The organism is Roseomonas sp. OT10 (assembly GCF_020991085.1).
Classification (GTDB): Bacteria; Pseudomonadota; Alphaproteobacteria; order Acetobacterales; family Acetobacteraceae; genus Roseomonas; species Roseomonas cutis.
Genome location: NZ_CP087719.1, coordinates 3,220,844 through 3,233,631, shown reverse-complemented (window position 1 = coordinate 3,233,631; position 12,788 = coordinate 3,220,844). Strand labels below are relative to the sequence as shown.

14 protein-coding genes and 4 tRNA genes are annotated in these 12,788 nt (G+C 72.8%); 11 read left to right on the top strand and 7 right to left on the bottom strand.

The features are described from left to right. Positions 1-95: 95 nt before the first annotated feature. The 3 genes from grxC to LPC08_RS14850 all read left to right on the top strand — a co-directional run bounded on the left by grxC (position 96) and on the right by LPC08_RS14850 (position 1,767). Positions 96-353, top strand: a complete 258-nt coding sequence (grxC, locus tag LPC08_RS14860; RefSeq protein WP_230453085.1) for a glutaredoxin 3 — start codon at positions 96-98, stop codon at positions 351-353. Between the two features lie 83 nt (positions 354-436). Then, positions 437-928, top strand: coding sequence for a DUF1178 family protein (locus tag LPC08_RS14855; RefSeq protein WP_230449020.1), 492 nt, complete (start codon positions 437-439; stop codon positions 926-928). Between the two features lie 170 nt (positions 929-1,098). Continuing rightward, positions 1,099-1,767: a Hint domain-containing protein gene (locus LPC08_RS14850; RefSeq protein ID WP_230449019.1), complete on the top strand. Its 669-nt coding sequence runs from the start codon at positions 1,099-1,101 to the stop codon at positions 1,765-1,767. 13 nt (positions 1,768-1,780) lie between these two features. Here LPC08_RS14850 and LPC08_RS14845 read toward each other — a convergent pair whose 3' ends face one another. The 5 genes from LPC08_RS14845 to rlmB all read right to left on the bottom strand — a co-directional run bounded on the left by LPC08_RS14845 (position 1,781) and on the right by rlmB (position 4,351). After that, positions 1,781-2,056: a DUF2934 domain-containing protein gene (locus LPC08_RS14845; RefSeq protein ID WP_230449018.1), complete on the bottom strand. Its 276-nt coding sequence runs from the start codon at positions 2,054-2,056 to the stop codon at positions 1,781-1,783. A 108-nt stretch (positions 2,057-2,164) separates the two neighbouring features. Then, positions 2,165-2,236 (bottom strand) — tRNA-Thr (locus tag LPC08_RS14840). A gap of 54 nt (positions 2,237-2,290) precedes the next feature. Next, on the bottom strand, positions 2,291-2,518 hold the full coding sequence (locus LPC08_RS14835; protein ID WP_230449017.1) for a hypothetical protein: 228 nt from the start codon (positions 2,516-2,518) through the stop codon (positions 2,291-2,293). 111 nt (positions 2,519-2,629) lie between these two features. Further along, entirely contained in the window at positions 2,630-3,397 is a 768-nt protein-coding gene (locus tag LPC08_RS14830; protein WP_230449016.1) for a 2-keto-4-pentenoate hydratase, read from the bottom strand. A 39-nt stretch (positions 3,398-3,436) separates the two neighbouring features. After that, positions 3,437-4,351: a 23S rRNA (guanosine(2251)-2'-O)-methyltransferase RlmB gene (gene rlmB, locus LPC08_RS14825; RefSeq protein WP_230449015.1), complete on the bottom strand. Its 915-nt coding sequence runs from the start codon at positions 4,349-4,351 to the stop codon at positions 3,437-3,439. A gap of 355 nt (positions 4,352-4,706) precedes the next feature. On the opposite strand from rlmB, the gene LPC08_RS14820 reads away from it, so the two are divergent. From LPC08_RS14820 to nusG, 7 genes are all read left to right on the top strand, one after another. Then, positions 4,707-4,789: transfer RNA gene (locus tag LPC08_RS14820), tRNA-Tyr, on the top strand. Positions 4,790-4,812: 23 nt separating this feature from the next. Further along, positions 4,813-4,886: transfer RNA gene (locus tag LPC08_RS14815), tRNA-Gly, on the top strand. Positions 4,887-4,973: 87 nt separating this feature from the next. Further along, positions 4,974-6,161, top strand: a complete 1,188-nt coding sequence (tuf, locus tag LPC08_RS14810) for an elongation factor Tu (protein ID WP_230449014.1) — start codon at positions 4,974-4,976, stop codon at positions 6,159-6,161. Positions 6,162-6,294: 133 nt separating this feature from the next. Further along, positions 6,295-6,732, top strand: coding sequence for an RDD family protein (locus LPC08_RS14805; RefSeq protein WP_230449013.1), 438 nt, complete (start codon positions 6,295-6,297; stop codon positions 6,730-6,732). A 141-nt stretch (positions 6,733-6,873) separates the two neighbouring features. Next, positions 6,874-6,950, top strand: a tRNA-Trp gene (locus LPC08_RS14800). A gap of 78 nt (positions 6,951-7,028) precedes the next feature. Further along, positions 7,029-7,223, top strand: coding sequence for a preprotein translocase subunit SecE (gene secE / locus LPC08_RS14795; protein ID WP_230449012.1), 195 nt, complete (start codon positions 7,029-7,031; stop codon positions 7,221-7,223). 85 nt (positions 7,224-7,308) lie between these two features. Continuing rightward, positions 7,309-7,845, top strand: a complete 537-nt coding sequence (gene nusG / locus LPC08_RS14790; RefSeq protein WP_230449011.1) for a transcription termination/antitermination protein NusG — start codon at positions 7,309-7,311, stop codon at positions 7,843-7,845. 620 nt (positions 7,846-8,465) lie between these two features. Here the strand turns inward: nusG and LPC08_RS14785 are convergent. Next, positions 8,466-8,942 (bottom strand): hypothetical protein, encoded by a 477-nt coding sequence (locus LPC08_RS14785; RefSeq protein WP_230449010.1) that lies wholly within the window; start codon positions 8,940-8,942, stop codon positions 8,466-8,468. Positions 8,943-9,090: 148 nt separating this feature from the next. On the opposite strand from LPC08_RS14785, the gene LPC08_RS14780 reads away from it, so the two are divergent. Beyond that, positions 9,091-9,846, top strand: coding sequence for a creatininase family protein (locus tag LPC08_RS14780; protein WP_230449009.1), 756 nt, complete (start codon positions 9,091-9,093; stop codon positions 9,844-9,846). An 18-nt stretch (positions 9,847-9,864) separates the two neighbouring features. Here the strand turns inward: LPC08_RS14780 and treY are convergent, their stop codons facing one another. Next, positions 9,865-12,648, bottom strand: a complete 2,784-nt coding sequence (treY, locus tag LPC08_RS14775; protein WP_230453084.1) for a malto-oligosyltrehalose synthase — start codon at positions 12,646-12,648, stop codon at positions 9,865-9,867. Positions 12,649-12,788 lie beyond the last annotated feature (140 nt).

The window sequence follows — 12,788 nt, the reverse complement described above, 5'->3', positions numbered from 1 at the left end:
GCGGCCGGTCGGCCCGATGCGGCAGCATGGCGATCCTGCCGGCGATGCGTCCGGCACGCCTTGACCGCGCCATGTTCCGGAACGACTTGCAGCGCATGGCCAAGGTCGAGATCTACACCACCCCCTTCTGCCCCTATTGCGCGCGCGCCAAGGCGCTGCTGTCGCGCAAGGGCGCCAGCTTCGAGGAATTCGACGCGCCGCACGGTTCCACGGCCCGCGAGGACGCCATCCGGCGCTCCGGCGGGCGCACCACCGTGCCGCAGATCTTCATCGACGGGCAGGCGATCGGCGGGTCCGACGACCTCGCCGCGCTGGAGCGGGCGGGCAAGCTGGATGCGCTTCTTTCTGCCTGAGCGCCGCGGGGCGTGGTGGCTCTGCGGCATGGCAAGTGCCAGATTGGCGGCCCGATGACGGCCGGGACCGAGACGGAACAGGAATGATCCACTACCAGTTGCGCTGTGACGGGGGCCATGCCTTCGACGGCTGGTTCAAGGACAGCGCGGGCTTCGACAAGCTGGCCAGGGCGGGAATGGTGGAGTGTCCCGTCTGCGGCGGCACCCAGGTGCAGCGCGCACTGATGGCCCCGGCCATCGCCAAGGGCCGCGCCGATCCGGTGCCCGACGTGCCGCCGGCCCCGCCCCCCGCTGCGGCCCCCGCCCCGGGCCAGGTTCCGGCCCATGGCCAGGCGGCCGCGGCCGGCCCCCTGCCGGCGCAGATGATCGCGTTGCTGCAGCGGATGCGGGCCGAGGTCGAGAAGAACTGCGACTATGTCGGCAGCGATTTCGCCGAGGAGGCGCGCCGCATGCATGCCGGCGAGAGCGAGCGGCGCGGCATCTACGGCGAGGCGAGCGACACGGAGGCCGAGGAGCTTCGCGACGACGGCATCGAGATCGCGCGCATCCCCTGGCTGCCGCGCGCCGACGGCTGAGCCGGGCGGCCTGTCGCGCCGGCACGCCGCACCGGGGACAGGGAAACCGGCGGGGCGTGGCACGCCCTGCGGCAGGTCCATCCAAACAGGTGTATTTCAGCGGATTGCTCGCCCTTAATGAAGAACCCTGCCGAGGCCGTCGGGCCCGGTAATCGGCGGAGGTCGCGGGCATGTCGAAGCAGCGTGCGGGAAGGCCCGGGGCGGCCGAGAGCGTCGAATGCTTCGTCGAGGGCACCCGCCTGACCACTTGGCGCGGCGAGGTCCCCGTGGAGGAGATCGAGCCGGGCGACATCCTGCCCACCGTCTCGGGCCTGCGCGCGGGCTATGGCCGGGTCCGTTGGGTCGGCTGGCGCCAGGTGGATCTGCAGCGCCATCCGCAGCCCGAGAAGGTGCAGCCCGTCCGGGTGCGCGCCGGTGCGCTGGGCGAGAACCAGCCGGTGCGCGACCTGCTGCTGAGCCCTGATCATGCGCTGTGGCTGGAAGGCGCGCTGATCCCCGTGAAGCTGCTGATCGACGGGGTGGGCGTGGTGCAGGAAAGCGGCTGGCCCCGCGTGACCTACTTCCATGTCGAACTGGAGGCGCATGACGCCATCCTGGCCGAGGGCGTCCCGGCGGAGAGCTACCTGGACACGGGCAATCGTGGCGCCTTCTCCAACGTCGCCGGCGTGACGATGCTGCATGCCGAGTTCGGACCCATGAGCGACCACGCGCCGGAACGCCTGGCCCCCCGCATGGCACGGAACGGCGGCCCCGCCCTGCGCCGGGTGCGGATGGCCATCGCCGAGCGCGGCGGCCAGATGGTCCCCGCGGCGAGGAAGCGCCGCGCCGCGCGGAGCTGAGGCCGGGGAGGCGCTACGTCTCCTTCTTGCGGCTGACGCGACGGCGTGGGGCGGCTTCGGCCGCGAGGGATTCCGCGACCGGCGCTTCCACCCGGATGGCGGCCTTGCGGCGGGGCTTGGCGGGCTTCGCCTCCGCCGCCGGCGCGGCGACCGGAGCCGGGCCGGGCTCCGCCCCGCCCTCGATTTCCTGGCGGGCACGGTCCCAATGGTCGGCATCGCGGCCATGCGGGCGGCCCTCGCGTTCCCAGATGGCATAAGCGCGCTCGCGAATCCGGTCCTGATCCTGCATCGACTCCTCCGGCGGGTCTGGCACCAGCCTAACGCCCGCTGCCGGCGAGGCGACGCACAAGAACACGAGCGGCCGAGGGGCTGCGCCGCCGCCGGGCTCGGCCGGAACTGCCGGGTGAGGGGATCGAACCCCCGACCTTCGGTTTACAAAACCGCTGCACTACCGCTGTGCTAACCCGGCCCCGCGCGCGGTCTAGACCCGGCGGCAGCCTTTCTCAAGCGCGTCGGAGGGCTGTCACGCATGGCCCGCCGGGACCATCGCCTCGGCGTTGGTGGCCCGCACCACCGCGGCGAAGAGACGCAGCGCGTCGGGCCCGCCACGGTCCAGCAGCGTGCCGGCCTCCATCTCCACCGCCAGCATCTCGGCATGGCCAGCCAGGGTTTCCGCCGCGTGGCGCAGTGCCTCCCGCGACAGGGTCAGTTGCAGGTCGTCGCTCAGGGACTGCCACTCGAAGGGCCGCATGGGTTGTTTCCCTCTGGGCTGGCCGTCCTGGCCGATGCTTCGCCCGAAACGGGTCGCGACGGCATCATCGCCGGGAAAGGTTAACCGCCCCTTCCGCGGACGGCCGCTCCCTCACTCGAAGCGCGCGACGGCCTCGCCCAGCCCCTCGAAGGCAGCCCGGACGGTGCAGCGACCCTCCAGCCAGATCGGCGGGGTGACGCTTCCCAGGAATACCACCTGCCCCGCCCGCAGCCCGCCAAAGGCCTCGGCTGCGCCGGAGCCGGCGAGCCAGGCCAGGGCGTTCAGCGGATGGCCGAGCAGCTCGGCGCCCAGGCCCTCATGCACGAAGCTCCCGTCGACCTCGATGTGCCCGCGCGTCCCGGCCAGGTCCAGGGCGCGCCAGCCGGGGGCCGGCGCGCCGGTGACACCGCCGGCATGGAAGACCTGGTCGGCCACGAGCATCGGCGTGCCGAGCAGGCCGAGATCGTTGTAGCGGCGGTCCACCACCTCGATCGCGGCGAAGACCTCGCCCACCGAATCGGCGAGGGAGGCCGGGGCATGCGTGCCGAAGGGGATGTCCCGCGCCAGGCGCAGGCCGATCTCGCACTCCACCCCCGGCTCGACATGGTCCGCGAAGCGGAAGCTACCCTCGCGCTCGCGCAGCCCGGAGCGGCCGACGAAGGCGGCGACCGGCCCGCCCAGCCCGAGGTAGCGCTGCATGTGCTGCGCCGTGGCGCCGATCTTGAACCCGGCGGGCGGCACCTCGCCCCACCGCTCCGCCAGGCGCCGCTGCAGGGCATAGCCGGCGGCGAGGTCGGCCGGGGCATCCCCCGGCGGCACCGGGGCCAGGATCGCCACCGCGCGCCGCGCGGCGAGGATGGATTCCAGCGGATCGGCCATGCCTGTCCCTCCCGTTCCGTTCTTCGTCCGGCCGTGCCGCTAGTCGCCGCGCGCCAATTCGTACAGCGCCACCGCGGCGGCGGCGGCGACGTTCAGGCTCTCCATGGCCGGGGCGATGGGCAGGCGCACCAGCTCGTCGCAGGTCTCGCGTTGCAGCCGGCGCAGGCCGCTGTCCTCCGCCCCCAGCACCAGCACGGCGCGGCGGTCGCGCGGGGCGGCTTCGGCCAGGGTGCGGGTGGCCTCGCCGACCAGCCCCAGCACCCAGGCGCCCTTGCCCTGGAGCAGCTGGATCACGCGCGACAGGTTCACCTCCCGCACCACCGGCACGACCTCCAGCGCGCCGGAGGCGGCGCGGGCGAGGGCGCCCGTCTCGGGCGGCGCGTGGCGGTCCTGCATGACCACCGCCGCCGCGCCGAAGGCCGCCGCCGAGCGCAGGATGGCGCCGACGTTGCGCGGGTCCGTCACCTGGTCGAGCAGCAGCACCGGGCCGGGCGAGGCGGCCAGCGCCTCCTCCAGCCGGGCGTTGGGCAGGGGATGGACCAGCAGCGCCGCGCCCTGGTGCACCGAATCCTCGGGCAGGAAGCTGTGGAAGCGGGTGCGGTCCTCGACGCGCTCCGCCTGGACGCGCCAGGGCTTCGGCAGGCGCTCGACCAGCGCGGCCTCGGCCTCGGCGGTCAGCAGCAGGCGCTTCACCCCGCGGCGCGGATTGGCCAGGGCGGCCGCGACCGCGTGCAGCCCGTAGAGCCAGTGGGTGCCGGGCTCCGCCCGATCCGCCAGGCCCGGCGGCGGGCCGCCCTGGGCGCGCGCCGGGATGGGGCGGGGCGAGGGGGCGTCCTCCGCGCCGTGGCGCCGTTGCGGGGCGGGGCCGGCCGCACCCCGCGGCGCGGCACCGCCCTTGCCGCGCGGGGCATCGCCGCGGCCGGGGCGCGTGCCCTCTCGCGCTGCGCCGCGCATGGCCTCGGCGGCGGCGGGTTCCGCCGCCCGGCCGTCGCGCGGCGGGCGGCCACCGGTTTGGCGGCCACCGGACGGGAAGCCACCGGACGGGAAGCCACCGGACGGGAAGCTACCGGGCGGACGGCCACCGGGCGGGCGTCCTGCGCCGCCGGCGGAGGCGCCGCCTGGGGCGGAGGGGCGGGGGCGGTTCGGGCCCTGGGGCCGGCGGGGGGGAGCCATGGCGGCATCCTGCGCATCGTGCGGCGCGCCACAAGGGCATGTCCCGCGGCGGATCGCAGCTTCCTGCCGGGGGTCCGATTGACACCGCCCCGGCTTGTCGGATAGTCCGCCGGCTCCCGCCGGACGGGAGCCATGCGGAGGGGTGCCCGAGTGGCTAAAGGGGACGGACTGTAAATCCGTTGGCTAGCGCCTACGTTGGTTCAAATCCAACCCCCTCCATATCTCACGCTCCTGGTCCGGCGGCGGGTGTAGCTCAATGGTAGAGCCCCAGCCTTCCAAGCTGGTTGTGCGGGTTCGATTCCCGTCACCCGCTCCAGGACCCGGAAGCACCCTCTAGACCGCCCCCCAAACAACCGCCTAGGGCCCAGCCCCCGGGCGCGCTGCACGAGGATCGAGCACCACCATGGCGAAGGCGAAGTTCGAGCGGAACAAGCCGCACTGCAACATCGGGACGATCGGGCACGTTGACCACGGCAAGACGTCTTTGACGGCTGCGATCACGAAGGTGCTGGCGAAGGCGGGTGGGGCGACCTTCACGGCCTACGACCAGATCGACAAGGCGCCGGAGGAGCGCGCGCGCGGGATCACGATCTCGACGGCGCACGTGGAGTACGAGACGGCGAACCGGCACTACGCGCACGTGGACTGCCCTGGCCACGCCGACTACGTGAAGAACATGATCACGGGGGCTGCGCAGATGGACGGCGCGATCCTGGTGGTCTCGGCGGCCGACGGCCCGATGCCGCAGACGCGCGAGCACATCCTGCTGGCGCGGCAGGTGGGCGTGCCGGCGCTGGTGGTGTTCCTGAACAAGGTGGACATGGCGGACCCGGACCTGCTGGAACTGGTGGAGATGGAGGTGCGCGAGCTGCTGTCCTCCTACCAGTTCCCGGGCGACGACATTCCCATCATCCACGGCTCGGCGCTGATGGCGCTGGAGGACAAGCAGCCGGAGATCGGCGAGCAGGCGATCCTGAAGCTGATGGAGGCGGTGGACGCCTACATCCCGCAGCCGGAGCGCCCGAAGGACCTGCCGTTCCTGATGCCGATCGAGGACGTGTTCTCGATCTCGGGCCGCGGGACGGTGGTGACGGGCCGCGTGGAGCGGGGCATCGTCAAGGTCGGCGAGGAAGTCGAGATCGTGGGCCTGAAGGACACGGTCAAGACGACGGTGACGGGCGTGGAGATGTTCCGCAAGCTGCTGGACAGCGGCGAGGCGGGGGACAACATCGGCGCGCTGCTGCGCGGGACGAAGCGTGAGGACGTGGAGCGCGGGCAGGTGCTGGCCAAGCCCGGCTCGATCACGCCGCACACGAAGTTCAAGGCCGAGGCCTACATCCTGACGAAGGAGGAGGGCGGGCGCCACACGCCGTTCTTCACCAACTACCGGCCGCAGTTCTACTTCCGCACGACGGACGTGACGGGGATCGTGAAGCTGCCGGAAGGGGTGGAGATGGTGATGCCGGGCGACAACGTCGCCATGGACGTCGAGCTGATCGCGCCCATCGCCATGGACCAGGGCCTGCGCTTCGCCATCCGCGAGGGCGGCCGCACCGTCGGCGCCGGCGTCGTCGCCTCGATCGCGGCCTGACCCGCCCGGCCTGACCTGACGCAAAGGGGCGGGGGGCCTGGCGGCCTCCCGCCCTTTTCGCATCCGGCCCGATGGCTGGACAGCGGCGCCCGCCCGGTGGTCCCATCCGGGGCGAACGGAATCCGGAGGGCGCATGGACGGCCGCTTGGATCCCGCCGGCCGGCCCCTGGCGGGCTTCGGCCGCCGCCTGCTGGCCCAGTTGGCGGACGCCGTCTGGATGCTGCCCTTCGCCCTGTTCCTGCTCCTGCTGGGAAGCCTGGTGCGCGGCGGAGCGGGCCTGTCGCCGGGCAGCCACGACCTGGTGAAGCTGATCCTGCTCCTGACCGTGCTGCTGTTCTGGGCCGGCCGCGGTGCGACGCCAGGGAAATGGATCATGGGGCTGCGCATCGTGGACGCGGCGACGGGTGGCGCGCCATCGATGGGACAGCTGGTCCTGCGCTGCCTCGGCTATGTGGTCTCGGCCCTGGCCATGGGGCTGGGCTATCTCTGGGTGCTGTGGGACCCGCGGCGGCAGGGCTGGCACGACAAGCTGGGCCGGACCCTCGTGGTGCGGGTGCAGCCGCCTGTCTGAGGCGCCGTCCGTCCGGGACGTCGCCGCTCTGAAACCCTGACGGGACCATCCGGGACCTCGTGCCGAACCCGGCCTCCCGGCCTCGACAGGACGCCCGGGCTGACCTATAGGACCGGCCTCGCGTGGCCGGGTTGGCCCTGCAGGGGCGTAGCTCAATTGGCTAGAGCGCCGGTCTCCAAAACCGGAGGTTGGGGGTTCGAGACCCTCCGCCCCTGCCACCCCTCCCTGCCGCGTGGCATCATCCCCGGGCGGTGCCGGTTGCGGCGCCGCCCGCGAAGCGTTTGGAGAGGCCGCCCTTGGCCAGCTTGAATCCTGTCCAGTTCATCCGCGAGGTGCGGCAGGAGGTCAGCCGCGTCACCTGGCCTTCGCGCAAGGAGACGCTGATCACCACCGGGCTGGTGCTTGCCCTCTCGACCGTGGCGGCGATCTTCTTCCTGGTGGTGGACAAGCTCATCCAGCTGGCCATGAGCCTGCTGTTCGGATTCGGCTGAGCGGCCCGCGCGGTCGCCGCCCCCCGGCCCCGGCCGGGTGCGGGCGCGGCCGGTTGCAGGGCACGAGACACGGGAGCATTCGGCCATGGCCGCCATGAAGTGGTACGTCGTCCACGTCTATTCGGGCTTCGAGAAGAAGATCGCCGAGCAGATCCAGGAGCAGGCCCGGCAGAAGGGCCTGGAGGACAAGTTCGCCGAGGTGCTGGTGCCCTCCGAGGAGGTGGTCGAGGTCCGCCGCGGCCAGAAGGTCAATGCCGAGCGCAAGTTCTTCCCCGGCTACGTGCTGGTGAAGATGGAGATGACCGACGAGGCGTGGCACCTGGTCAAGGACACGCCCAAGGTCACCGGCTTCCTCGGCGCCCGTAACAAGCCCAGCCCCATCCCGGAGGCCGAGGCGCAGCGCATGCTGAAGCAGGTGCAGGAGACGGTGGACAAGCCGCGCCGCCCCTCCGTCGTCTACGAGGTGGGCGAGCAGGTCCGCGTCGCCGACGGGCCCTTCACCAGCTTCAACGGCACGGTGGAGGAGGTGGACGAGGAGCGCGGCCGCGTGAAGGTCTCCGTCTCCATCTTCGGCCGCGCCACCCCGGTGGAGCTGGAATACGCGCAGGTCGAGAAGGTCTGACGCACCAGGCCGGGCGGTCGGCCCGGCCGCCCTCAAGGCCCCGCGCATGCCGGAGGTGCCTGATCCGCGCGGCGGGATGCGCTGACGCCTGCCGGCGTGGTACCGGTGGCCCGGGGGCAAGGCTCCGCCTCGCCCCCGATACCCCCACTCCGCCAGGACCCTGCGGGCCCTGGACCCGATCAGCGCTGCCGCGGGACAGCCTGCGACGGGGTCGAGGCGCCGAGGAGCCATGCTCCTCGGCGGGACCGGCCGCCGCCCTCGCTGACGCCTGTGATGCTTTTTCAGAGTCCCGCCTATCCGTGTTCCGTCAGGCTTCAGCCCGCAGGCTGACGCCACCATACGGAACCAACTCCCAGCGGGGACCGGGGCCCGCTTGTGGCCCCGGCAGGGGAGGGTCTGGGAGGGGACGGCGTCCCCTCCCGGTGCCACCGCCGGAACACCACAGCACCACGGGTCAACTCATCCCGCTGTCGGTATCACCTCCGCATCGCTCCGTGCGGTGTGGTCAGGCGGGCAGCCCGGCGGCCGTCGACGCGCCGGCCAGGCCGAACCGGGCCACCGTGACGCAGCCTTTCATCAGTGCGGCGGCGACGTCAGCGCCATTCGCATCGCCCCCCGCGTCAGCGCGGGGTGACGCAGCGGCGCAGGGGGGCCGGGAACTCGGCGCAGTCCGGGAAGCGGATCGTGTCCGGCCCCAACCGTTCCACCCGCAGCAGGGCGGGGTCGGGGCAGCTGAAGCCCGCATCGGGGGGGACGCGGCCGCCGACCATGGGCACGGAGGCCTGCGGCGCCACCAGCCGGATATCCACCCCGCCATCCGGGCGCGGTGTCACCGTGTCGACGAAGCGCTGCCGGTACGCGACGTCGAGCGAGGAGACGCGCATCACCACGTCCCGGGTGAAGATCACCGTGGGCTGCTGGAAGCATGTCGCGCCTTCGCTGTCGGCGGCCGGGAAGATGCCGCCGGTCCAGGAGCCGAAGAGGAAGGCATGGGGCGGTCCGCCGGGTGGCGTCTGGCCCGGCTGCTGCGCCTGCGTCCCGGCCAGGGGGAGGGTCAACGGCAGAACAATCCCCAGCACGGCCAGCCATGTGCGCATCGCGGCAAGCTCCCTCTCATCCTGTCGCTTCCTGCCATGCGGGCCGCCTGCGTTCCAGGCCCCCCGGCCATGCCTCCTGTCGCAAGGCGCACTGGACCGTCGCCGGCCCGGCAGGGGATGCTGCCCAGGAACGGAGGAGGGCAGGGCCATGACGCGCCAGGTTCGGTTGGAGGCGTTGAACACCCGCGACTTCCAGGCGGGGGGCTTCACCACGGCCATCCTGCCGATCGGGGCCTGCGAGAGCCATGGCGACCACATGCCCTTCGGCACGGACGCCCTGACCGCGCATGCCCTGGCGCTGCGGGTGGCGGAGCGTCTGACGGCCACCGTGGTCGCGCCGCCGCTGAACTTCGGGATGAGCGACCATTACCGGCACAAGCCGATCTGCCTCTCGCTCTCCTCCGACACGGTGGTGCGGGTGATCCGCGACCTGCTGCTCTCCTTCCACCACTGGGGCATCGAGCGGGTGCTGATCCTCAACGGCCATGACGGCAACATTCCCTGCGCCGAGATCGCGGCGCGCGAGGTGAAGGTGGCGCACCCCGCCATGTCGCTCGCGGTGTTCGACTGGTGGGTGATCGTGCCGAAGTTCCTGCCGCCCGAGACCTTCGAGGTCTGGAACGGCTGGGGCCATGCGGGGGAGGTGGAAAGCTCAGTCGGCCTCGCCCTGTTTCCGGAGCTGATGCACATGCAGCACGCGCGGGGGATGGTCCCAAAGACCGACCCCTTCGTGAAGGAGATCTGGACCTTCGACGAGCTGACCGCGCACGGCGCCACCGGCGGCCCCGCCCGCGCCACGCCGGAGAAGGGGGCGAAGGTGGTGGGCGCGGTGATCGACTACCTGGCGGAGTACATGGCCCGCTTCGAGCGCGAAGGGCTGCGCCACGACCCGCAGGAGCCGTGACGGTTCCAGGAGAGCACGTCAGCCGCTCGCCAGCAGCGCCACCGGCAGGGTGCGGAACAGCGCCGCCAGCGCCAGCCGCCCGTCCCGCCCGGGCGCCTCGCCGCCGTTCAGCACATCGCGCAGCGCCGGCGCCTCGGCGGGCAGGACCGCCGCCGTGTCGCCCCAGGCCTCGGCGGGCGGCAGCGGCAGGCTCGCCTCGCCCAGCAGCGGCGAGGGCAGGCGGGTGACGGCCACCACCGCCATCGCCGCGCCCTGACGGCGGGCGAAGGCCAGGACATGCGCGGCCCGTTCGCCCTGCACCTCCAGCGGCAGGTACTCGCCCGCCCCGAACAGCGCCGGCAGGTGCCCGCGCAGCGCCAGGGCGCGGGCGATCACCGCCTGCTTCACCCGCCCGTCCTTCCAGTGCGCCAGCAGCGCCGCCGGGGCCTCGCCCGACGCCAGCGCCGCCGCGCGGGCGGGAAAGTCCACGGGCCGGCGGTTGTCCGGATCGACCAGCGAGAAGTCCCAGAACTCCGTCCCCTGGTAGAGATCCGGGAAGCCCGGCGTGGTGCAGCGGAGCAGGGTCTGCGCCAGCCCGTTCACGGCGCCGGCCGGGGCCAGGCGCCACGCGAAGTTCGCGATCTCCTCGCGCATCCGGCTGGGCCGGTTGGGGTCGAGGATGGCATGCACGAAGTCGCGGCAGGCGGATTCATACGCCTCGTTCGGCACCGCCCATTCGCTGCGCCGCTTGCCCTCGCGCAGCGCCTTCTCCTGCCAGCCCAGCACGCGGCCGATGAAGTCCTCCATCCCCGCCTCATCCGCCGGATCGAGGTCGAGCGGCCAGGCGCCGACCAGCGTCTGGTAGAGCATCAGCTCATCCGTCGCGTCGGGCGCCGGGCCGTCCTCCACCTGCTTCTTCAGCCCGGCATTCAGCCGCGTCCAGCGCCGCAGCGCCGCCGCCCAGTCCTCCGGTCGCTCCGACAGGACGGCGAGGCGCATCCGGTTGTCCTCGCCGCGCTTGTGGTCATGCGTGGCCGTCGCCAGCATCTCGTGCGGGAAGCGCCTCGCCCGGTCGCGGCAATCGGCGTGGAAGGCGGCCGGGGTCTCGCTGAAATGGCTCGGCTCCGAGCCGACCTCGTTGCGCGAGATCAGCCGGCCGTAGCGGTAGAAGGCCGTGTCCTCCACCGACTTCGCCGCCACGGGCGCGGAGAGCTGCTGGAAGCGCACGGCCGTCCGCCAGCGCTCGCGCCGCCGGTCGTGCGGCAGGGAGCGCGGCAACTCCCCGCCCAGCCAGGTGTCGAGCAGGTCGAGCAGCGGCCTCTCCGTTGCCCGCACCGTGCGGCGCGCCCCGGCCAGCGCCCAGTCGAGGATGCGCTTGTCCTCCTCCGTGCGGCCGGCGACGTTCACGTACATGCGGTAGACGGGAAAATGCGCGAGCACCTCGGTCAGCGCACGGCGGATCGCGGTGAGGGTGAAGTCGCGGGTCGCCAGGTCGTGCGCCGCGACGCGGTGCAGGGCGGCGGCGGTGCCGTTCAGTTCGCTCGCCAGGTTCTCGCGCAGGATCTGGCGCCGGGCCTCGCGCGCCTCCTCCTCGAAGCGGGCGGGGCGACCGGTCAGCTCCGTCCACAGCGCGGTCAGCGGCGCCTCGCCGGCCGGGTCGTGCAGCAGGCCCGACACCTCGTCCATGAAGTTGTAGCCGGTGGTGCCGTCCACCTTCCAGTCGCCGCGCAGCCGCTCGTGTGGGGCGAGGATCTTCTCCACCACCAGCAGCGGCCGGCCCTTCGGCGCGCCCTCCGGCCGCTCCTTCCCCGCCGCCTCCAGCCGGCGCCGCAGCTTGCGGCAATAGGCGCGCGGATCGGCGAGGCCGTCGACATGGTCCACCCGCACGCCGTCGATCAGCCCCTCCGCGTAGAGGCGCAGGATCAGCTCGTGCGTCGCCTCGAACACATGCGGACGCTCGACCTGGAGGCCCGCGAGGCTGGTCACGTCGAAGAAGCGGCGCCAGTTGATCTCGTCCGTGGCCGCCCGCCACCAGGCGAGGCGGTAGTTCTGCGCTTCCAGCAGCCCGTGCAGCCGCTCCCGCCCCTCCGGGCTCCCCGGGCCGAAGCAGGCCAGCGCCGCTGCCACCGCGCGCTGCCCCTCCGGCCCGGCGGCGAAGCGCGCCAGCACGTCGAGCGCCACCCCGGCCGCGGCGCGCGCCGCATCGCGTTCGGCCGCGGCGCCCACCCCCTCGAAGATCTGCGCGAGGCCCAGCAGCGTGGGCTCGCCCGGCGCGCGCAGGATGCGGGCATAGGTCGCGGGCGCGATCGGGAAGCGGTGCTCGAAGTACTGGGCGAAGATCTTGCCCGTCTCCGCCTCGAAGTGCAGCGCGAGGTCGCCGGATTCCAGCACCGTGCCGTAGGGACCGCCAAGGAACGGCGCCAGCATCCGCCCGCGCAGCGCCGGGTCGGGCGGATTCCAGTCGATGTCGAAGGTCTCGGCGAAGGGAGAGGCCGGACCCCATTCCAGCACGTCCAGCCACCAGCCATTGTCCGCGCCGCCCACCCCCATGTGGTTGGGCACGATGTCCAGGATCAGCCCCATCCCGGCCGCCCGCAGTGCCGCGACCAGCCGCCGGAGCGCCTCCTCGCCGCCCAACTCCGGATTGATCCGGGTGGGGTCCACGATGTCGTAGCCATGGGTCGAGCCCGGCCGCGCCTTCAGCAGCGGCGAGGCGTAGAGATGGCTGATCCCCAGCGCCCGGTAATAGGGAACCAGCGGAACCGCATCGTCGAGGGTGAAGCCCTCGTGGAACTGCAGCCGCGCGGTGGCGAGGGGGATCATCGGAATCACGCTGCGGGCCTCCTGGCGCACTGGGGCGCGCAGGGGCCTAGCGGCTGCGGCGCCATCCGGTTGCGGTGCGGCACGGACGCCACCCCCGGCGGAGTTGCCCGCCTGGCACCGCGGGCGGCTCCTGCGCCTCC